Source organism: Paenibacillus sp. FSL R5-0713, from assembly GCF_037973325.1.
Classification (GTDB): domain Bacteria; phylum Bacillota; class Bacilli; order Paenibacillales; family Paenibacillaceae; genus Paenibacillus.
Map to the genome: position 1 here is coordinate 5,344,907 of NZ_CP150229.1, position 20,219 is coordinate 5,365,125.

At 47.9% G+C, this 20,219-nt stretch carries 21 protein-coding genes; 3 read left to right on the forward strand and 18 right to left on the reverse strand.

The genetic code is table 11. The annotated features are described in order from the left end of the window. Positions 1-49 precede the first annotated feature (49 nt). The 7 genes from MKZ12_RS23815 to MKZ12_RS23845 all read right to left on the reverse strand — a co-directional run bounded on the left by MKZ12_RS23815 (position 50) and on the right by MKZ12_RS23845 (position 7,059). Positions 50-589: a DUF4303 domain-containing protein gene (locus MKZ12_RS23815; protein ID WP_339257095.1), complete on the reverse strand. Its 540-nt coding sequence runs from the start codon at positions 587-589 to the stop codon at positions 50-52. Between the two features lie 488 nt (positions 590-1,077). Continuing rightward, positions 1,078-1,302: a helix-turn-helix transcriptional regulator gene (locus tag MKZ12_RS23820; protein WP_017692532.1), complete on the reverse strand. Its 225-nt coding sequence runs from the start codon at positions 1,300-1,302 to the stop codon at positions 1,078-1,080. A 258-nt stretch (positions 1,303-1,560) separates the two neighbouring features. After that, positions 1,561-2,550: a YhcN/YlaJ family sporulation lipoprotein gene (locus tag MKZ12_RS23825; protein ID WP_339237251.1), complete on the reverse strand. Its 990-nt coding sequence runs from the start codon at positions 2,548-2,550 to the stop codon at positions 1,561-1,563. Between the two features lie 268 nt (positions 2,551-2,818). Next, positions 2,819-3,778 (reverse strand): DUF4340 domain-containing protein, encoded by a 960-nt coding sequence (locus tag MKZ12_RS23830; protein ID WP_339257097.1) that lies wholly within the window; start codon positions 3,776-3,778, stop codon positions 2,819-2,821. Continuing rightward, positions 3,775-5,169 (reverse strand): GldG family protein, encoded by a 1,395-nt coding sequence (locus MKZ12_RS23835; RefSeq protein ID WP_339257099.1) that lies wholly within the window; start codon positions 5,167-5,169, stop codon positions 3,775-3,777. The genes MKZ12_RS23830 and MKZ12_RS23835 overlap by 4 nt, the downstream gene beginning before the upstream one ends. 4 nt (positions 5,170-5,173) lie before the next feature. After that, a complete protein-coding gene (locus MKZ12_RS23840; RefSeq protein WP_339237259.1) occupies positions 5,174-5,890 on the reverse strand; it encodes an ABC transporter permease subunit in 717 nt (238 codons plus the stop codon). Further along, positions 5,887-7,059 (reverse strand): ATP-binding cassette domain-containing protein, encoded by a 1,173-nt coding sequence (locus tag MKZ12_RS23845; protein ID WP_339257101.1) that lies wholly within the window; start codon positions 7,057-7,059, stop codon positions 5,887-5,889. The genes MKZ12_RS23840 and MKZ12_RS23845 overlap by 4 nt, the downstream gene beginning before the upstream one ends. A gap of 244 nt (positions 7,060-7,303) precedes the next feature. Here MKZ12_RS23845 and MKZ12_RS23850 point away from each other — a divergent pair, with 244 nt between their 5' ends. After that, positions 7,304-8,377, forward strand: a complete 1,074-nt coding sequence (locus MKZ12_RS23850; protein WP_339237264.1) for a glycosyltransferase family 4 protein — start codon at positions 7,304-7,306, stop codon at positions 8,375-8,377. A 64-nt stretch (positions 8,378-8,441) separates the two neighbouring features. Here MKZ12_RS23850 and MKZ12_RS23855 read toward each other — a convergent pair whose 3' ends face one another. Both MKZ12_RS23855 and MKZ12_RS23860 read right to left on the reverse strand, forming a co-directional pair. After that, entirely contained in the window at positions 8,442-9,926 is a 1,485-nt protein-coding gene (locus MKZ12_RS23855) for a DHA2 family efflux MFS transporter permease subunit (protein WP_339257103.1), read from the reverse strand. A 263-nt stretch (positions 9,927-10,189) separates the two neighbouring features. Next, positions 10,190-10,588, reverse strand: a complete 399-nt coding sequence (locus tag MKZ12_RS23860) for a hypothetical protein (protein WP_339237270.1) — start codon at positions 10,586-10,588, stop codon at positions 10,190-10,192. A gap of 145 nt (positions 10,589-10,733) precedes the next feature. On the opposite strand from MKZ12_RS23860, the gene MKZ12_RS23865 reads away from it, so the two are divergent. Together MKZ12_RS23865 and MKZ12_RS23870 are read left to right on the forward strand one after the other, a co-directional pair. Then, entirely contained in the window at positions 10,734-11,972 is a 1,239-nt protein-coding gene (locus MKZ12_RS23865; RefSeq protein WP_339237273.1) for a glycosyltransferase family 4 protein, read from the forward strand. Next, positions 11,969-12,139, forward strand: coding sequence for a hypothetical protein (locus MKZ12_RS23870; RefSeq protein WP_339257105.1), 171 nt, complete (start codon positions 11,969-11,971; stop codon positions 12,137-12,139). The genes MKZ12_RS23865 and MKZ12_RS23870 overlap by 4 nt, the downstream gene beginning before the upstream one ends. Before the next feature lie 182 nt (positions 12,140-12,321). Here MKZ12_RS23870 and MKZ12_RS23875 read toward each other — a convergent pair whose 3' ends face one another. The 9 genes from MKZ12_RS23875 to MKZ12_RS23915 all read right to left on the reverse strand — a co-directional run bounded on the left by MKZ12_RS23875 (position 12,322) and on the right by MKZ12_RS23915 (position 20,200). After that, positions 12,322-12,855: a GNAT family N-acetyltransferase gene (locus MKZ12_RS23875; protein ID WP_339237277.1), complete on the reverse strand. Its 534-nt coding sequence runs from the start codon at positions 12,853-12,855 to the stop codon at positions 12,322-12,324. Positions 12,856-13,110: 255 nt separating this feature from the next. Continuing rightward, on the reverse strand, positions 13,111-13,827 hold the full coding sequence (locus tag MKZ12_RS23880; protein ID WP_339257107.1) for a glycosyltransferase: 717 nt from the start codon (positions 13,825-13,827) through the stop codon (positions 13,111-13,113). Positions 13,828-13,872: 45 nt separating this feature from the next. Beyond that, positions 13,873-14,013 (reverse strand): hypothetical protein, encoded by a 141-nt coding sequence (locus MKZ12_RS23885; protein WP_339257109.1) that lies wholly within the window; start codon positions 14,011-14,013, stop codon positions 13,873-13,875. 16 nt (positions 14,014-14,029) lie between these two features. After that, positions 14,030-14,746, reverse strand: coding sequence for a glycosyltransferase (locus tag MKZ12_RS23890; RefSeq protein WP_339257111.1), 717 nt, complete (start codon positions 14,744-14,746; stop codon positions 14,030-14,032). After that, a complete protein-coding gene (locus MKZ12_RS23895; RefSeq protein WP_339237286.1) occupies positions 14,743-15,684 on the reverse strand; it encodes an NAD-dependent epimerase/dehydratase family protein in 942 nt (313 codons plus the stop codon). Before MKZ12_RS23895 ends, MKZ12_RS23890 begins: the two co-directional genes overlap by 4 nt. Next, entirely contained in the window at positions 15,666-16,493 is an 828-nt protein-coding gene (locus tag MKZ12_RS23900) for an SDR family oxidoreductase (RefSeq protein WP_339237288.1), read from the reverse strand. Before MKZ12_RS23900 ends, MKZ12_RS23895 begins: the two co-directional genes overlap by 19 nt. After that, a complete protein-coding gene (locus MKZ12_RS23905) occupies positions 16,490-17,476 on the reverse strand; it encodes a polysaccharide biosynthesis protein (protein WP_339257113.1) in 987 nt (328 codons plus the stop codon). Before MKZ12_RS23905 ends, MKZ12_RS23900 begins: the two co-directional genes overlap by 4 nt. Next, on the reverse strand, positions 17,469-18,560 hold the full coding sequence (wecB, locus tag MKZ12_RS23910; protein WP_339237292.1) for a UDP-N-acetylglucosamine 2-epimerase (non-hydrolyzing): 1,092 nt from the start codon (positions 18,558-18,560) through the stop codon (positions 17,469-17,471). Before wecB ends, MKZ12_RS23905 begins: the two co-directional genes overlap by 8 nt. 14 nt (positions 18,561-18,574) lie before the next feature. Beyond that, the gene (locus tag MKZ12_RS23915; RefSeq protein WP_339257115.1) at positions 18,575-20,200 is read right to left on the reverse strand and encodes a glycosyltransferase family 4 protein; all 1,626 of its coding nucleotides are present in this window, start codon (positions 20,198-20,200) and stop codon (positions 18,575-18,577) included. Positions 20,201-20,219: the final 19 nt, after the last annotated feature.

Sequence of the window (20,219 nt, forward strand, 5' to 3'; positions counted from 1 at the left end):
TTTCATTTAATTTGCATTTAACTCAAAACTCAACTCAAGTTAACTCGTTCTAGTTCATGTCATCATATCGTTCTAGGAACGTGCTGACTAAGCCGGGTACCGTCATTTGGTGAACCGATTGATTCTCAATCTCCTCCGCCAGATCGTCATCTGTGAGGGAAACAAAGAAGGTAATGTCTGCTTTAGTTTGTCCATATCGAGCAAAAACGTCATCGGCTGTCTCATTCACGACTTTAGCGATGATTCGAATGATCTCATTCTTATACTCCCGAACCTCTTCTGTTGCATACAACAATCGGCTGATGTGGTTAAAGTGCGTATCCTCGCCATACTGATATTCGGAGCAGCCCCATCTGTAATAGATCTCGTCCTCCTCACTGTCGCATAGCCCTTGCTCTTTCATTCTCGAAATGTGCGTTGCCAGGGATTCCTCGGTATTCACCGCCATAAACAGCGTTACCCAATCACTGTCCGTTCCAAATGCACAAGCATATACTTTCTCATGCTGCACCTTAGCCAGCGTCTGTTCCAGATCGGGTAGAAACCCCGCTCTAAATTGTTTTTCAAATTCACTTAAGAAACGGTCCATTCAGCTCATCCTTTCATGTTTTATATAAGTTGAATACCGAATCATTACACTTGCCACTTCGCTGACAGAATAACCTTCTGATCACTGTTATCCCCAGATTTCTTGTATCACTTTTTAAAAGTGGAAATCTGCGGATAAAGGCGACCGCTCCGCTTCTTCAGGTCATTTCTGCCCTCTCCGTTCTAGTGTAAATATGTAGTTTAACTTATATAGATGTAGTACAAAAAAATCTCAACCAAAATTTGTTCAAGCTATTGTTTACTTCAAAGCCTTACCTACAATCTCTTATCTACTTCATATATGTAAATCATTATGGCCTAGTAAAATAATGAAAACAAGCGATGCTACGTTTCGGATATTCCCTCAAAAATATTGATAGTTCCCTGAGTCCATGGTCCATACCAGCAAAAAAGCCTTGCCCCATTCTTCATGACAAAGAATAGAGAAAGGCTTTCATGCTGCTACTTCATCCTAACTGTAATTCGCAACTAGATCTTCAGTTCTCCAAGCTTAATCAGCTCGACAACTGCCTGCGAACGACCCTTAACATTGAGTTTCTGCATCACATTCGAAATATGGTTACGCACCGTTTTCTCGCTGATGAATAACTGCCCTGCGATGTCACGCGTTGTTTTGTCTTGAACCAGTAATTCGAATACTTCGCGTTCACGGTGGGTTAACAAAAATTTGCTTTTATGATCGATACCCTTCAATGTTCACCCCTCCTTGCTCGGGTTGTGTTGGTGTAACAAGGTTAAGGGGATACAGTCAACTCATCTTATGTCAGATCAAGGGCGTTGGTTCAGTTTTATAAGAAAAATGGGCAGGAATTATGTGTTTTATTGTCCCAAGTGAACCTGTGCCGTGGCATATGTAATCCAACATTTGAATCATTGATATTAAAACAAACATGCCCTTGCAGCTGATGATATCATCCGCGCAAAGGCACACTTGTTTATTGAGCTTGGAATCTACCGATTCATTCGATTCATGACCCCACCGTTATGATTACGGTTCATCAGGCCATCGTCAAGGATGCCATCGCGGTGATTCATTCCTGCTCCGTTGGTTGGGAAGATACGCTCCACCATCGATTGGAACGTATCAATCATGCCACTAACGGGCTTACCATTACGAATATCTGTGGCATAGTTCTCGACATGCTGCACAAATTCCGGATTGGCTGATACATATACATTCTCGATGTTCGGCGCAAACTGCTTGATTTTGGCTGAAATCTTGCCTTTAATCTCAGCTGATGTGTTATCATCCGTGCTATCTACACGTTGTCCTTCACTTTTCATTCCATAATGACCATCGTTCGTCCCACGTGCTTTGCCGCTGTTTGTGAGACCACGCATCATTCCAACCGCTCCTGTACCCATCGTGCCGTAGATGCCACGATCATTGCCCATATGGCTGCGATCCGTTGCTGAATTCGTGTTCAGCCCTGGAGCAATTCCACTTGTGCTGTACGGTGACATTGTGCCTGTACCACCATTCACACGCATGCCTCCCATATCGTGGTTCATGTTGCCACCACGCATGGTATCACTCGCATGATTACGCATCGTTCCATCCAGCATGCTTGTACGACCGTTGGACTTGCTCTCCAACTTGCCTGCATGACCATCTGCCAAACGCACCGCAACATAAGCATTACGATCCGTTAACATGACACGGGCGGATTTCACTTCCTTCATCTCCGTAATGCGTTTAGCCAGCTCCTCACTGGATTTCAGGTCAGTGACATTATGCATGCGATAACTTTTCGCACGGATGCCATCCATGCCATTCGTTTCCACACCATAACGGTTAATGCCGCTCGCTTGCTGACGGACACTTTGCGTATGCATATTGTTGGTATCCCGATTCGTGCCACATCCTGTCAAACCGGCCATTACAAAGATTGCAGTAGACAATGATAACGTAATAGCTGTTGCCTTTTTGACTGCTGGCATGTACTCATCCTCCAATGTATGTTGGTTTTGGTCACAAAGATAGGATGCGCTTCTGTGCGTGACGATATGCTGAAAGGATATGGTACCTTACCCTGTAGATTTGGATGCTCAATTTTTGCTCACAGCTTATTGATCTTTGGATTTTGAACTGCAGACCATAAGGTCTTCGCTAGAAAATAAAAAAACAGTACTGCGTGTTCGCAGCACTGTCTACATGTAACTTAAAATTTATTTCAAGTCATTGATGAACTCTTACCTTTTGCGCCACTCATTTTCCTTCTGTTGATGTCTTAATTGTATCCGGGAATTTCTCGGCTTCCGTTAGACTCGTCGTCTCCAAGGCATATGCCCACTGACCATCCGGCGTAATAATCCATATCTGATCCGGTTCGGATGGCAACGTAAGTCCCCGATACACATCTCTCACTTGTTGCCCATTGACCGTCTGCTCAACAGACAGGGTGAATCGTGGAACAGTACCTTTCAGCTCAGACGCTTTGCGCACATCATCTGCTGTTGACAGGTTTTTGATTTTACCGATAAGGGATACAGCGTCTGCGGCTTCAATCGTTTTTCCATTCAGTGTCCAGGTCTGCTCTGCAGCACCGTTCTCCGATGTCGATGTTAACATCCAGGTAGCGGCTTCACCTTCCCACTCCAGAGATCCCACATTTGTCTCATCCATGTTGAACGGTGTAGTATCCAACAGATCACGACGTGACAAGGCTATGTTATTAATCGCCTCTGTCTGTACGGCAACTACGGGACCCTCATCTACGCGCACATATCGTGCGTCATCTGCTGGAAGCTGGGCACCAATCGCCAGTTTGATCTCCCGATGATCTTTGAGTTGGATATCCATACGTGTCGCATCTGTTCCTAATCCGTACTTATCCAGATCTGCCGGCGCTTCTTCCACCACCATTTCCTGGTTCGCGCCACTCAGAGCATCTAACCAACTGCTAACACTATAACCGTTCAGAGGATAAGCTTTCGGCTCAACCATCTGCCATACGCCATGTTCAAGCGTCAAAGTTGAAGATGCTGCTGCACCGGATGTTTCTGCGGTGGAGTCATGTATTGTGATGGATTGAATATCTTCGGATTGAATACCGAGCAACTTGGCTTGCACCGCTTCTTCCTCCCGAAAATAATTTTGACTAGCCGCGTACACCCAACCCACAATGAGTACGATGACCACCAGAATCGTTGGAACCCATTTTCTCATACCCGTCTGCGCCTCCACCATAAGAGTACACCGATGATCACAAAGATAAGCGGAAACGCTACAATAGCCACGAAGAAAATCGTTCTGGCCTGTTCGCCGCTCAGGTATGCTGTCTCATATCCGGCTTGGACCCGTGGACGAATCGTCAATCCATTTTCTTTCTCACTCAAATAATTCACGGTATTCAAAATAAAGTCCCTGTTTCCGCCATTCGCAATATCCGAATCCTGCATGAAAATCGACGAGCCCAGAATAACCGCCTTCGGTTTGCCATCCGTCGTATCGGCTGCATAACCAAGCTCCACTGGCCCCTGAATATCCTCTTTAGCATCATTGGTTGTTTCATTTTGCAATAAGCCTCCGATATTCGTCTCCCCATAACTGTCATTGGAAGAATGGATTAACGGTGAAAGGGTGTATTTATCCTGTTCTTTGCTGGTCAGCGCGATCGACAGCGACAACATCGGGTACAATTGGCTTGCAGCAAGTTTGTCCGTAATTGCATGTGTTCCATACTCCGGTACCACCCAGAGTGGTCCCATCGTACTGGCTTGTTGATTATCCACCATCACTGCATGCTCATCAACGACACCATAGTCTGCCATGAGGGCATCGATGTTTTTCCAGCTGGATTTCATATCTTCTACGAATCCGAGGGATAATAACAGCTTGCCTCCATTACTCAGATAAGTGCGAATGGCCTTCATTTCTGCATCACTGAGATCACGTTGTGGACCTATAATGGCAAGCACATCTGCATCTTCCGGAACCTTCCCGGCCTGATTCAGCTGCAATTCTTCTGTCTGCACATTATTTTGTTCCAATGAGGATTGCAGCGTAGTCATCTGATCGAGACTCAGCTCCTCATGTCCGGTCAGGAAGACCATTTTATGCATCTCGGTGGATGACATATTCATAAGCGCCTGTGTCAGCTTTTCCTCACCTGTGAACTGATAGGATCCGTCACTGCCGTCACCTGCCGCGGTGAACAAACTGGCGATATCAATCACTTTGTGTTGATCTCCCTGCTCCAGCACAATGGAGCTGCCTGTTATGCCGTATTTGGATGCAAGTGCAGGTTCCTGCGTCAGATTATACTGTTTTAGTTTCAGCTTACTGTTCCGTTTCGTGTATTCCTCCACCATATCCGTGACCTCACGGTTCAGCACGGTATTGTTGGCATTTTCGACGGTTAACACCAGAATGTTGACGTCATCCTTCACGTCTTTGATCGCAGTAAGAGACTGGTCAGACAACGTGTATTGTTTATTCGAGGTCAGATCGAGCTGGAAGCCGCCAAGTGAATTCAGGAACAGTGTTAGCAAAATAAAGATGCCAATCACCGCTACAGACAGCACGGTACTGTTGGTATGACTTAACCATTTTTTCATCTTCTCACCTCCACCGCTTCCGTTCGACAATTTGAATGCTTAACAGCAGAAACACACCTGAAAGTGTGACATAGTACAATATATCCGGTCCGCTAAGCACGCCTTTCATGAAGCTGTCAAACCGGTTAGTCAGGGCAAACGGATCGAGCCACTGCTGCAAAGCAGATCCTGTATTACCTGCGAATGAATCAAGCATCCACAAAACGAGCAAAATAATAAAACCCGCCACCGCAGACACCATCTGATGCTGGGATAACGTGGAAGCGAACAGTCCTATTGCCATCATGCTTCCGCCCAAGAACAATAAACCCAGCGCAGACATCCATACCGTCGTCATATCCAATGTTCCATAGAACGACATGATGAAGGGGTACACCAGACTGCACAGGATGAGCACGACCAGAATGGCCAGAGAAGCAAGGTATTTGCCAAAAATAATCTCTGTTACACGCGCCGGGGAAGTCAGCAGCAGTTCATCCGTTCCTTGTCTGAATTCTTCCGCAACAAGCCGCATCGTTAACAAAGGTACAACAAACAGCAGCATGGATAAGGTATCCCCCAGCACGAGTCGATAATCGACAATACTCGGCTGGTAATATACGAAACTGGAGTAGAACAGCAAGCTGGTCATCAGTACATATACGGCAAAAGCAAAATAGGACGTTGGAGACAGAAAATAAGCTTGCAGCTCTTTGTTACATACCGCCATCATTCGTCTCATTTGGAGTCCTCCCCTTTGCGCGAATGGGACGAAGCATCCTTTGAAGTGTTCGTTAATGTACTACTTGTTGGACTCGGTGATTTTCCCGATACACTCGACGAGTCGTTGTCGGAAGTTACATTCGCCTGATCCATCACTGCCCCAGCAACCTGATCCCCATCTGCCGAATCCGCGTTTGTATCTTTTATATCCGTTGTTGTCTCGGTTGTGGTCAGCTTCAGGAAAATCTGTTCCAGACTGAGATTCTCCTTTTTCATCTCCAGAACCGGTAATCCTGCACCGGACAAAAGGTAAAATAGCTCCTCCCGGAAATCTTCCGAGTTCTCTCCAGTAAGAAGCATTTTAACCGTATTCGCTGTATCAGAAGTAAGTGAAGTATCTCTGGTGGTATTCGCATCTGATGTTTGAATGACTTCACTCCGCACTTTCTCCCATGGTTTCAGCACATTATGTAATTGCTCCGCAGTGGCCTTCACTTCAATCGACACCTTGAACTGATCCCCCATTGCTGATCCGAAATGCTGTGGTGAACCATCCAGCACGAGCTGCCCCTGATTAATGATCAACATTCGATTACAGAGTGTGCTCACTTCAGGCAAAATATGCGTACTGAGCAACACCGTATGATTCTCCCCCAGTTCCCGAATCAGATCTCGGATCTCAATAATCTGATTTGGATCAAGGCCCGAGGTTGGCTCATCCAGCACCAGAAGATCCGGCTTGTGAATAATGGCTCCTGCCAGCCCTAGGCGTTGCTTGTATCCTTTGGATAACCCACGTACCATTTGTCTCTCCCGACCCTGGAGTCCCAATCTGCTTACCATCTCGCTGACTCGCAGCTTAACCTCACGTGCCGGAACATCTCTCAAATTCGCTACGAATTTAAGGTAGGACTGCACTGTCATATCCGGATACAGTGGCGGAGTTTCAGGCAGATATCCAATCTTGGAACGAACACGCTGACCCTGGTCATGCACCGGTACCCCATCCACCAGGATGGAACCCGCGGTTGGATGCACATAGCCCGTAATCATACGCATCGTTGTTGTTTTTCCGGCACCATTGGGGCCGAGAAACCCGACAATTTCACCACGTTCCATGGTGAAATCCAATTGATGTACGCCGCGCTGCCCTTCGTAAACTTTGCTGACCTGTTTCACTTCGAGCACATCATTCATCCTTTCCCGTTAAAATACCCGTGTACCATCGTTTAAGGTAGATGTGTACACGGGAAGTTCCTTGTATAATACGTGATCTATCCTAAGCCCAGCTTAATGTCACTTAAAAGAAAGCTTAAAAAAATGTGTCCAAAATGTGTACACATTAAACAACACCCACACCCTATACTTCAAGCCAACGTAACATAGAGTACAGGAGAATGTGCTCCTGACCAAAAGTCAGAGGGTGAATCGTGTGAAAGTATTATTCACGTTTTATGTTCCAAGCGGTGGCGTGGATACGTTAAACCGACTGCGCACCGCTGTTCTGAAACGCCATGGCATTGAAGCGCACCTACTTTATCTCAACACAGGCTCGGGATTGCAGAACAACAGTGATACCCCCATTTTCACCGCATCCAGTGACGAGGATATCCATCATATCATTCATACTCATCATTATGATGCCATCATCGCCACTTCAGACATCGCTATGCCCGGCCGCTTGAGAGCGCTTGGCTATACAGGAAAAATTATTTTTGAAGCGCAGGGACTCGGAACACGCGATCAGGCTCTGGAAACGATACAGATGGGTGTACCTTACCTTCAGGCCCATTGCGATGCTGCCGTTATCCCTCCCACAGACCACCTTCTGGATATGTTCATTCATATCTGTCCTTGGCTACATCGGTTTGTTATTCCCAATATGCTGGATACAGACACCTTCGCACCAGTTCTGGTGGATACTCCACCCTATCCAGTGCTGGCCTGGGTAGGACGACTTGAACACAATAAAAACTGGCGGGAATATTTAATCATTTCGAGTGAAATCATCAAAAAAAATCCGAAAGCCAGACTATGGTTATTCCATGATCCCACTTTGGCTAATCCAGAAGATGAAGTCATGTTCCGGCACATGTTGGCAGAATACGGGCTTGAGGATCGGATCGGCATCTTCGTCAATGTTCCCCATTCTCAGATGCCCGCATACTATTCGATGATTGCTGCGTCAGGGGGAATCATGTTATCCACTTCCCTGCTAGAAGGATTCGGCTATGCCGTCGCTGAAGCCATTAGCTGCGGTTGCCCAGTGCTCAGCACAGATTCGGATGGTGTGCGCTCATTCATCACACATAATAAGACTGGAAAGTTTTATCCCATTGGAAATATAAAGGCTGCTGTAGACGAAGCAAGAGACCTCATGAAGAACAAGAAACTGCGGGAGTATATCCGCATTCAGGGCAGACAGCATATGAGCTTGTCTTTCTCACCTGATCGATATGCCCATTCTTTCCGTGAAATGATGACAGCACTGCGAATTTTTCATTGAGCATAACAAAAAGGCAGTTCAGCAAGATTCTCTGAACTGCCTTACTATGTCACTTTAAAAAGTCTTAGTGTCCCATCATCATCGCGGGATCAGGCTTGTCGCCATTTTGAAGTTCTTCTTCCGGCATCGGTTTTGGTTTGCGCAGAATCAGACTGAGCAGACATCCAAACATTGCAATACAAGCGGCCAGGAAGAACGTATCATTGAAACCACTCACCAGACCTTGAACTATAGCGGTCGGCTCTGCACTCGTTGTATTGTCTGCGATTCTGGAAGTAAGGAAACCTGTGAGCCCTGCAACCGCAAAGGACACGACCACTTGCTGTGCAGCGGCCGTAAGCGGTGTAACCCGTCCAACCAGCTTACGTGGTGCAGCATTCAATACATGCGTATTGAGTGGCATCATGGACAAGCCCATACCCAGACCCATCATGATCAGGGCCGTGATAATCAGGCCAAGACCTGTCTCTGCCGTGATGGAGGACAGAATAAACAAGGCTCCCGAGATAATTCCCAGACCCACGAAGGCCAGAGGTCTGGCACCAATTTTATCAAACAACCGACCACCAAGCGGCATACCCACGCCGGAAGCCAGAGCCTGCGGAAGCAGAATCAATCCCGTTTCCAGTGCAGTATACCCTTTGATCTGCTGCAAATAAAGCGGGATCAGGATCATCGCACCGAACAGCGCCACTTGTGACACCCATGCGAGAATAATCCCACGCGAGAAATCAGATGATTTGAATACCCGGAGTTCGAGCAATGGATTTTGATGACGAAGTTCCACAATAATGAATAAGATGAGCGCCACGCCACCTACGATTACACCAGTCAGTGTTGTTGTAGATGTCCAGCTCGTTCCCCCCTCACTCACACCGTAAGCGAGCATTGAGAATGCGATTGGCGCCAGAATCATGCCGAGCAGATCCAGTGCAGGCGTGCGTCCACGATCTGTATCAGGCAAAAATTTGATACATAGAATGAAAGCTGCAATACCAATGGGCAAGTTAATCAGGAAGATCCAGTGCCAGCTCAGGGATTCAATAAACCAACCGGACAATACCGGGCCCAGTGCAGGGGCAAGCAACATGGGAATTCCGAGCATGCCCATGATGGAACCTCTTCGTTCAGGAGGAGCCAGTCGAAATACCATCGCCATACCAATAGGAGCAACCATGCCTCCCCCAAGGCCTTGAATGACACGGTAAATGATTAATTGCTCAGGTGATTGGGCAATGGAGCATAACACAGAACCCAAGGTAAACATGGCAATGGTGAACAGGAATACTCTTTTGGCACCGAAACGGTCAGTTAACCAACCTGCCAGCGGAATAACTGCAGACAAAGCCAAGGTATATCCTGTAACCGTCCATTGGATGGTCTTCAGATCCGTCTCGAAATATTGAACGAGATTCGGAATGGCCACATTAACAACGGTACTGTCCAGAATAACCATGATCATGCCGACGATAATAGCCAGGAGTGGCAAAATAATGGTTTTAATCGAAAACTCTGCCGGCTCCTGTGATACTGCTGTTTGTTCTTTCACGTTCTCCACACTCTTTTCTGGCAGAAGAATCACAGGCTACTGCCTGCATCTCACTAGCCTATATTCTCTCAACTGATTTCAAACTATCGTTTTAAATCGTCGTTTTAAACTTTCGTTTAACACTGATCTAATTCTAATGAAAATACCTTTGCTGTCAAGCTATTTTTTCAGAATTTTCTACTATGGATGCAATATAAAAAAATGGAACAGGTACTTCCCTGCTCCACACGTGGGTTAATCACGACTATTCAATGATGTCCATATCAATCTGCAAGCTTCATCATCTGATATTCTGACATTATGCCCAATGTCTGACCGTGAATACTTCTGTAATACATGCGAATAACCAGATGATTCGGTGAAGAGCTGTTGCTGATAATCCTCAGCTCATAAGGATCGGAAGATACATCCAGATTATGAATGACTTGATTACCACCCGCTCCCCCCGAATTCGAACTTATATGAAAAAGATGTCGATACAGTTCTCCGTGCCTACTGGCTCCGCCAACAAATACATCTGTCCCTTCATCGCTCCCCACATAGGCCAACTCCACGTCCATGTATTTGATGGGAACAAACGTCTGTAACAAATTTTCATGGATATTTAGCACATATACAGCCACTGTAGATCCCTCCTTCGGCGTATGAGCCTTTCTATACATAGGATATGCTCCCCCTTGTCTATTGTCATTTGCATTCACCCATTTTCAACCAGATACACAAAAATGCCCGATCTTCCGGTCCTCTTTTTTCATAGAATAGAAGCATAGAAGCTCGGCCGGTGCAGGCCGTGACAAGGGGGTAGCTATGAGAGTTCTGCTCGTTACGTATTGGGAGCTTACACATATGGGAGGCATATGGACATATGTTAAACAACTGGCCGACAGGCTGATTTCACTTGGTGTAGAGGTTGATATCATGGGCACAAATGGTGCTAAAAACGAGGTATATGTTCGTAATCTGAACCGCGCTTTTTCCAAGGATACGGTGTGGCCCATGCTGCAAGCCAAACTCAATCCGACCGATCTGCCACAATTCACTGCCGATCCGCTTCTCGCTTATTATGAACTGAACAGATACGCCTTCGAGATGGCCGCCGCTTATCTGGGAGTAGACCACTATGACGTAATCCATGCGCAAGATCCCGTAGCCGCCGTAGCCATTAAACGCATCTTGAACCGCAATATCCCACTGGTCACCAGCTATCATGGGGCACTTGCCCGCGAGGCCTTTTACGATGCTCAAAACTCCAACCCGCAACTTACTCTTTCTACCTATCTGCAATCCAAACGCGGACGTTATTTTCTCTCATTGGAAGAGCGAAGTGCAGCACAGTCTGAGCTGATTCTGGTGTCCAGTCACTGGATCAAAAGTACACTTACAGAACTCGCGGTTCCAGAGTCGAAGTTCAGGCAAATCCCCTATGCTATCGACCTGCCAACCTACCGTGCCTCAGCAGCCGTGAAATTTCGCCAACGACCACCCGCGGGCAAGAAAGTCATTGCCTTTACCGGAAGGCTTGAATACATCAAGGGTGTACATGTATTAATCAAGGCTTTAGCCAGTCTGAAAAGCAAACGTACCGATTGGGTGTGCTGGATCGCAGGAGAAGGCAATCTATCCGATGAGTTGCGGGCACAGGCCACGGCAGCAGGCATTGGCGCTGATGTTGTGTTCTGGGGCAAACTCGACAATATCCCTTCCTTCCTGCGCCACGCAGACATCTATGTCCAGCCCAGCCTGCAGGATACTCAGCCGTTCTCCGTGACCGAAGCACAACTGGCGGGTATACCTGTTATCGTCAGTGGTACAGCCGGCATGCCTGAGATGGTTGAACCGGGACGTACAGGATGGGTTGTTCCTCCACAGGATGTCGACTCGCTCAGTGAACTGTTGAATGCATTACTGGAGGATAACGTTACCCGAAGAACAGTGGGGGCGGCGGCAAAAGCCTGGGCTGAACAACATCGTTCATTGGAAGAAATGGGAATGCGTACTTTTCAAGTCTATCAGGAGGCTATTTACAGAGGAGGACAACCGATATGACGTTGCTTGTACCGAGTGATCTATACAATCGCTGGTTTTCGACTCCAGTTTCCACGCCTCACATCGACGTGGATTACGCTATCATGAATCAATTGATGCAGAAGCTGCCCAAGGGCTATGTATTTCCCGATCCCGTGTCGATAGAGATCATGTATTCAAAGGATTAAGTTGTCCCATTCCATGCTGTCTTCATGTAACATGCCGGAATATCAAACAAGGGGTGTACCATTTGTCATATGAATGACGGTGGACACCCCTTGTTTGCTTTTATTGTGTTGTGTTCTAGCGAATCCAGAACACGCTAATTGATTCTTTTTGCACAGATCCGACATGTAACGAATTCCAGATCTTATTCATCTGTCGCCAACTTGGAATACATATTCAGATCGTTGAACGTTTCGCCTGCCCTTTCGTAAGCTCTGAGGGTACCTTCGTATGTGAAATTGAGCTTTAATAATAGCTTGATAGAATTCACATGATCGGGGTCAACCTTTGCTTCGATTCGATTCAGCTTCATCGTCGAGAAGGCATGAGCTAACAAAGAAGAGATCGCTTCTGTCGCATATCCTTTTCCCCAGTGTGATCTGGCAATGTCATACCCAATTTCTGCTTTGAGATTGTCATAATCCAGCAAGTTATAACCGCATGAACCTATAATTTCATTGGACTCTTGCGCGATGATAGAGAATCGAATAGCCTTGTTTTCCTGAGAAAGATCGTCCAGAATATTAATCATGGCTATGGCTTGACTTTCATCCGTAAAAGGAGTGATATTCATGAATCTAGTAACCTCCGGATCAGACCAAATTTCAAACAAGCTGGCCGCATCCAATACGTTCATTTTTCGCAAAAATAACCGTTCTGTGTGTAACTCTGTAATCAATACTTCACCTCCATTCGTTTATTAATGATTCGGTGTAAGATATTGATATCTGCGCATAGTCCAGTCCCTTCCGTGTATGAATCATTTCATTATACAGAGACTTCGGCATCCCTTCTACCTACCTGTCCATGGATCGTCATAGAACAAAAAAAGAGCTCCCCCACTTATAGCACATTAAACATGCTTCATAAGGGTGCTCTCATATCCATTTAACCACCTATTCCATTCAAGCCATCATCTGCACATCCGTCTACTTCACTTCCAATACCCGCCGACCTGAAGCAAATTGAGCAAAATAGGTCTGTGCTTCGCCTGAACACGTTCCATCTCGGCCACCAGAGCCTTGAAGTGACGTTTGGTCCCCATTGAATCATGCAGACGATAACACATCAAGGGTTCATTGTAATAGAACAGCTCATACATTGGAAACAGTCGCAACCACATCTCGTAGTCATGAGTGTAGCGAAAATCGGTATCGAACAAGCCAAATCGCTCAAATGCATCCATCTCCAACATAACGGTACAGCCGTTGATCGGACAACCTTCAAGCAGTACCTGCAACATCTCCAGACGACTGCCCACTTCCGGATGCACCGTATCCAACCACTCACTCTTCTCATTCACATAGTGGTAGGCACCATGACAGAATGAAGCCTTGACCTCACGCATAAACTTCAACTGTTTCTCCACACGGTCCAGCAGCATCACATCATCTGAACTGAGCCAGACAAAGTAATCCCCTGTTGCCTGTTTGATGCCCTCATTCAATGCCGTTGCGGTACCACCGTTTTCTTTGCGGATATAATGGATAGAATCCATGAATGGCTCTAGTCGCTCCACGTGCTCGGTTGACCCATCATCCACCACGATCACTTCAATATGCGGATAGGTCTGGTGAGTGGCACTGTGAACAGCCTGCTCGATATACGCACAATTATAAAAAGGGATGACGATCGATACTTTCGGCTCCATTCGGGGCCCCCTTCCTCCGCTTATCTCTGCATAGCGATTGCTTTCCTACATTTTATGAAGATCCATTCGATCGGCATTGGACATCCGCGGTGTTACGGAAGCACATTTCATTCTGATACCACCTTTACTGTCATCGGGTAAAATGCTGCGCAAAGAGGGCGTCACTCCGCCAACTTGTGGCTTCATAACTGCCCTCCCAACGCTAACCCCCAAGCGCCGCTATGCGCTGCAACAACGGTTCGCGATATCTCGACCATACCATGGATGCCTCTCTGCCGATGACATCCGCATGACGAACTGATCCCATTCCCCCATGCCACCGATAGGCCGTAAGCGGTTCGTTCAGGTATGGGAACCGATGACCGTTCAGTACAATCCGCATCCAGAGATCCAGATCATGCGTGTAAGGCAGAAGCTCATCGAACAGCCCTACTCCGCTGAACAGATCCTTACGAATCATGACCGTGCAGCCATTGACCGGATTGCCGTTGACAAACCGCCGCAGTAAGTCCAGATCGGACATCGGTTCTGGCCCACCATGCATTTTGGTAACGGCTGAATGCTCGTTGATATAGTGAAAATTCGTGTACGAGACGAGCACATTCTCGCGCTGCATAAACTCGAGCTGATACCGGATTTTATCTGGATACAGAATATCGTCCGAACTAAGCCAGGCTACATAATCACCAGAGGCATGACGAATCCCATGATTAAGTGCCGAGGCCGTCCCGCCATTGCTTTTGCCAAGCACATTAATATAAGGAAGATAAGGCTGAAGCAGCTCTGCATGCCGGGTGGAACCGTCATTCACAACAACGATCTCCACATCCGAATATGTCTGGTTCAGCGCACTTTGAATCGCCTGAGGCACATAAGGGCAGTTGTAGAATGGAATGACAATGGATACTCTCGGACTCAACCTGTCGTCCTCCCTTGCTGGTCACGAACATCACTCAGGATATCCTGAAGTGATGTGGCAAATGGAATCATCGGCTGCCAGCCAAGCTTGCGCAGCAGTGATAATTCCTCCTGTTTCCCCGAACCGTCCGGACCAGAAGATGCCCCATCCCAGCGAACAGGGACTTCCGCTTCTGTCATGGACAACAGCAGATCTGCAACTTCACCAAGACTCCGCTCGGTGCCAGACACCACCGGGTATACTGTACCGCTGGCTCCCTGTATCAGGAGGGTTGCGTACGCTCTGACTGCATCCCGCACATCCAGAAAGTCACGGGTATTGTCCCGTCCCGACAGGCGGAACGCCTCCGTTTTGCCCGCCTGCTCACAGGCAACAACATGGCGTGCAAGCAGGGAACAGATGCCTGTGGAAGGACCCGCCCCAATCAGATTGCCCGGCTCCGCCAGCATGATCTGTTGTCCGAAGAGTGACATCCACGACAAGGACACCATCTCTTCCAGCGCTTTGCTGAGGCTATATGGATGTGGAGGCTGGGGAATCCGGCCAGGTTCCTGCGTATATTTTAACCTCGATCCTACAATAACGGTTCGTGCTGCCGGACAACTGCGAAGCGCATCCAGCAAATACAGCACGGCCATCACATTGGTCTCCAGGACCAGTAACGGATCAGACCATGAATCAGGCACTGAATTTTTGCCAGCGAGATGCAGCACATAGTCGGGCTGCACCTTGCCGATCAGATGACGCACTTGCTGTTTATCATTCAGATCACAGACATGGACTTGGGTACCTATTCCAAACGAATGTACATCCGGTCTCCGGACTACCGCCGCAACCACTGCACCAACTTCTCGAAAATAAGATACAGCATGTCGCCCGGTAAAACCGGAAGCGCCTGTAATTAGTACTGTCTTGCCCGTCAGCTCTGCTCCATCCATAATGCCAACTCCTTCAGCATTGTAGAATAATCCGGCAGGTCTGTCTTCACATCCTCGCGAGTGGACACCAGCGTACGGTCCTGTACTACACTGTCATCACGCACAATCGTCACATCCTGCTTGTTCCAGGTCTGCTTGAACAACACAAGCAGATCATGCTTGCTGACAGGTGTTGGATGAGCTAGATGGATCAGACCACTAATGGATGAGGCCAGGTAATGGTCAACCCATTTGGCCAGTTCAAGTGTGGTCACACCATTCCAGAATACGCGGGTATACCCGCCGACTTCACCTGTGCTGGACATAAACCATTGCATCAGACCAATGCCGCCCTGCCGAATTTCGGGTCCAATGATGGACGTACGAATCGTCAGATGACCTTCATCCTGGACTTCACCAAGTGCTTTGGTAATGGCATAAGCTGAAGTCCCATCCGTAACATCATCTTCCCGGTATGCTCCCCGATCTCCGCTGAACACACAGTCTGTGCTGATATGAATCAGACGTGCACCAATCGTATCCGCAACCCGCCGCAGACGATGCGGCAGAAACCCATTGATATGATAGGCCGTAATTTTGTCCTCATCTGCAAAGCTGTTCAACACACCTACTGCATTAATAATCACATCCGGGTGCACCGCTTCTACCAATCGATCAACCATGAAGCTGTCGTTCACATCCAGGAGCAGACCATTGGGGTCCGTTACATCACGAGTTGTGTAGAAGACGCTGTGTACACCTTGACGGCGGAAATAGTCGACAAGAATATGGCCGGCCATTCCGTTTCCACCAAGTATCAGCAGTTTCATGACAAGAATCCTCCGCGCTTGAGAATTTCACGAATCTCCTCTTTGGTCATCAGTTGGTGTTCAGAACTGAAGCTGTTAAAGGAGACAGGTGGACAATTGGTATAATGTTCACGCAGACCTGGTATGCCCAGGGTGGGAAGAATTACCAGATACTGCTCATCGTAGACAACGGTGGTCATGCTCTCGAATTCACTCATCAATATTTCATGAATTTTCTCACCTGGACGAATGCCCTGTTCCACAATGGCCACATTCTCCACACCGGAATCCTCAATTAACACTTCCGCGAGATCCACGATTTTGCAGGTTGGCATCGTCATGACAAAGATCTCTCCGCCGACACTTTCCACCGAGGCTTTGAACAGCAGGGTAATTGCATCCTTTAGCGTGAGAAAGAACCGAGTCATGCTCATATCCGTGATGGAGACCTGGCCTTTCTGACGAATCTGATTCTTGAACAGATGTACCACACTGCCGTTCGTTCCCAGAACATTTCCGCCCCGTACCGTAACAAACTTGGTTTCACTGTGTAACAAATTGGCATATACAATTAATTTCTCGCCGATTGCTTTGGTCATGCCGTAGAAGTTGGACGGATTGGCAGCTTTGTCAGTCGAGATATAGATTACTTTTTCCACCTTATTTTCAATGGCAGCCTCAATCACGTTTTGTGTACCAATCACATTGGTTTTGAGCGCTTCATACGGTTGGTCTTCACACACTGGAACATGCTTGAGTGCCGCCAGATGAAATACATAGTCCACATGCTGGCAAGCCGCCGTCAAGGCATCCTTGTCACGAATATCTCCAATCCGGAAATGAAGACGTGGGTCCTCAAATTCACGACTCATAGCCACTTGGCTGGACTCGTTCCGGGAATATACAATAATTTCTTTGGGCTGCTGGGGCAGCAGTTGAGCCACAAGTTCATAACCCCATGATCCCGTACCGCCAGTCACGAGTATACGCTTATTTTCAAACATGCATTTTCCCTCCAAGCAGAAATTTAACTACTTTACCGGATACATCTGTTGCTTTGTAACCTTGCGGGCAATCCCAATCAGTGGACATCTGCGTCATGACTTTCACGCAATCAGCGATGCGTGCCGCATCCAGACCGGAGACCACATTGCTGCCGCAATCCACCGTTTCCGGACGCTCGGTAGTTCGGCGCATGGTTACGGTCGGCACGCCCATAATGCAGCACTCTTCCTGCACCGTACCACTGTCCGTGAGCGCACAACGTGCATGACGTTCGAGCATCACAAAATCGAAGAATCCAAACGGCTCGTGAAACTCTACCAGCGGGTTCATCTCCAGTTGCAGATGCTCCGCAATCCGAATTGCTGTACGCGGATGAATGCTGCAGATTACACGCAGCCCGTGTTCCTCTGCGACCTGATTAAGTCCTTTCATAATCTCCAGCAGATGAGGGGCATGATCCACATTCTCGGCTCGATGGGCAGTAACCAAAAAATATTGCCCGGACTTCAGCTTCAGCTTTTTGAGGATTTTGCTGGAGTTCACCTGTGCGTCATAGTGCTGCATCACTTCATAGATGGGATTGCCCGTGAGCACAATGCGCCTGCTTGGTACACCTTCGCTGACCAAATGTTTCTTGCTCTGTTCCGTGTAAGGCATATTAATGGTGGAGATGGCATCAATAACCTTGCGATTCTTCTCCTCAGGCACATCCAGATCAAAGCAACGATTGCCTGCTTCCATATGAATAACAGGAACACCCATGCGCTCAGCCAATACTGCACATAATGCACTATTGGTATCCCCGAGCAGCAGCAGTTTATCGGGCTTCTCCTGCAATATCAGATCTTCCATTTGCGTAAACATCGAGGACAGCTGTCGTCCCAGAGAGGCCGCTTCATCCTGAAGAACGTAATCCGGTGCGCGCAGGCCCATTTCCTTGAAAAAGAGACCACTGAGACTTTCCGTGAAGTTCTGTCCCGTGTGCACCAGAATATGTTTGGACGCATACTGGTCCAGCTTGGAGATGATCAGGCTGAGCCGTATGATCTCAGGTCTCGTACCCAGCACCGTCATGATCTTCATCGTAATCCCTGCCTTCATCTTGTATTGGAACCCTTGCGCCCTGCTCGGCTGCGTCCCGCCTTGGCAGATTTGCGTCTGCGGGTAGCTGATTTGCCCATATGCGGACGTGGTCCCTTCGTTGTACGGGATCTCCCTTTACGTCGGCCAGTTCCGGAAGTACGTTTCAGCCCCTCACGGTCTCGGCGAGAATGAGATGCAAGTGACTTACGACGGCGTTTCCGCGTTTTGCCCCTCTGTTGAATCAGCTTTGCAGCTGGGCCAGTACTTGAGGCTACAGGGGCATCTTGACCCAATGCAATCGGAGGTAATGAGGAATGTGGCAACGCCTGTATGACCGTCAGCGGGAATAACAGGGCCCGAACCGTAACCGGCTCCAGAACCAGTACCGTGCGTAGTCCTCCCTCCCCATGGGTATACACAGGTCCATTCGGAGGTTGGATATAAGCAAACCATCCGGGAAAACGCAATAACCACTGTGTCACCATCGTATGCAATTTCGTTCGGTAGGTTTCAACCCCGTAGAGCCTTTCCGCTTCTGCCCGATTGCGCCATCCCGTATTCGAGGCCAGCTCCGAATCATTCAGCAAGGTTGCCGCCAAGGTGACAAGTGCTTCGGTATCCCCCGGCGGGGCCAAAAATGCACCACTGCCTACGGATTCCATTAATTCCTTCAGTCCACCCTGAGCGAAAGCGATGACCGGTTTGGCAAAATAGAGACCCTCCAGTGCGGTCATGCCAAATCCTTCTTTGACCATGCTTGGGATGACCACAATATCCATGGCGCTATACGCCAGAGATACGTTCTCTTCAAACGTAGTGAAGGTAAATCGGCGTGAATACCCGGATTTTTTCACCCGTGATACACACTCGTCGTAATACTTTTTATCCGATGGTGCCCCGATGATCCAGAAGCGACAGCGCGAATGCGTTTCACAGATCCTCAAGGCCATATCCACAAAAGGTTTCAACCCTTTGGCATCATATATAAAGGAAGAAATATAACCGATACAAGTCTGTGATGCCTTAAGACCAAGTTCCTTGCGCTTGCGCTCACGCAGATGAACCCAGCGGTCCGGTGCGGGCAGAGCCGGTTCCCATGTCGGCGAAATGACAGTTAGTTTGTCACTCATGCCAGCTTGATGAAATGGAGCGACCGCTGTCTCGGATATACCGATAATCCAGTCTGCATAGCGACCAATCATCTGAATCGCCTCGGTTGTATGTTCATTCGTATGAATGATCTCGGTAATCTTCCAGATAATTGGAATCTGAAGCGACTTCGCCGCTACAGCCGGCATTACATTGACACAGGTATTCGTTAACACGAGATCGGGAGCAGTCTCCCGTATGAGGGAGACCACTTCCTGATATGCTGGTGTATGGCGAAGTTGCTCTGCATCATTTGCAATGCCCAGGTAAGGTGTGTACACACCGTGAAGCATCGGCAGATTGCATATTTTGACCTGAATGCCGAATCTTCGTGCAAGCCCTGCCAGCTTCCCATCCTGGGGTACAATGAGCACACACTCAAAGATCGTACCGATCTCTCTCATAAAATGAAGCAGCAGCTTCTCTGCACCTGTAATGCTGCGAGTATTGCACACATGTGAAAATAACATCATCTTTGGTTTCGTTGCCATGGCCGCACGGACCCTGTAT

Excerpts from the sequence above, each read along its gene's own strand:
- MKZ12_RS23815 (WP_339257095.1), bottom strand. The coding sequence starts at position 589 with ATGGACCGTTTCTTAAGTGAATTTGAAAAACAATTTAGAGCGGGGTTT.
- MKZ12_RS23825 (WP_339237251.1), bottom strand. The coding sequence starts at position 2,550 with ATGCCAGCAGTCAAAAAGGCAACAGCTATTACGTTATCATTGTCTACT.
- MKZ12_RS23830 (WP_339257097.1), bottom strand. The coding sequence starts at position 3,778 with ATGAGAAAATGGGTTCCAACGATTCTGGTGGTCATCGTACTCATTGTG.
- MKZ12_RS23835 (WP_339257099.1), bottom strand. The coding sequence starts at position 5,169 with ATGAAAAAATGGTTAAGTCATACCAACAGTACCGTGCTGTCTGTAGCG.
- MKZ12_RS23840 (WP_339237259.1), bottom strand. The coding sequence starts at position 5,890 with ATGAGACGAATGATGGCGGTATGTAACAAAGAGCTGCAAGCTTATTTT.
- MKZ12_RS23860 (WP_339237270.1), bottom strand. The coding sequence starts at position 10,588 with ATGTATAGAAAGGCTCATACGCCGAAGGAGGGATCTACAGTGGCTGTA.
- MKZ12_RS23865 (WP_339237273.1), top strand. The coding sequence starts at position 10,734 with ATGAGAGTTCTGCTCGTTACGTATTGGGAGCTTACACATATGGGAGGC.
- MKZ12_RS23870 (WP_339257105.1), top strand. The coding sequence starts at position 11,969 with ATGACGTTGCTTGTACCGAGTGATCTATACAATCGCTGGTTTTCGACT.
- MKZ12_RS23880 (WP_339257107.1), bottom strand. The coding sequence starts at position 13,827 with ATGGAGCCGAAAGTATCGATCGTCATCCCTTTTTATAATTGTGCGTAT.
- MKZ12_RS23885 (WP_339257109.1), bottom strand. The coding sequence starts at position 14,013 with ATGAAGCCACAAGTTGGCGGAGTGACGCCCTCTTTGCGCAGCATTTTA.
- MKZ12_RS23895 (WP_339237286.1), bottom strand. The coding sequence starts at position 15,684 with ATGGATGGAGCAGAGCTGACGGGCAAGACAGTACTAATTACAGGCGCT.
- MKZ12_RS23900 (WP_339237288.1), bottom strand. The coding sequence starts at position 16,493 with ATGAAACTGCTGATACTTGGTGGAAACGGAATGGCCGGCCATATTCTT.
- MKZ12_RS23905 (WP_339257113.1), bottom strand. The coding sequence starts at position 17,476 with ATGTTTGAAAATAAGCGTATACTCGTGACTGGCGGTACGGGATCATGG.
- wecB (WP_339237292.1), bottom strand. The coding sequence starts at position 18,560 with ATGAAGATCATGACGGTGCTGGGTACGAGACCTGAGATCATACGGCTC.
- MKZ12_RS23915 (WP_339257115.1), bottom strand. The coding sequence starts at position 20,200 with ATGGCAACGAAACCAAAGATGATGTTATTTTCACATGTGTGCAATACT.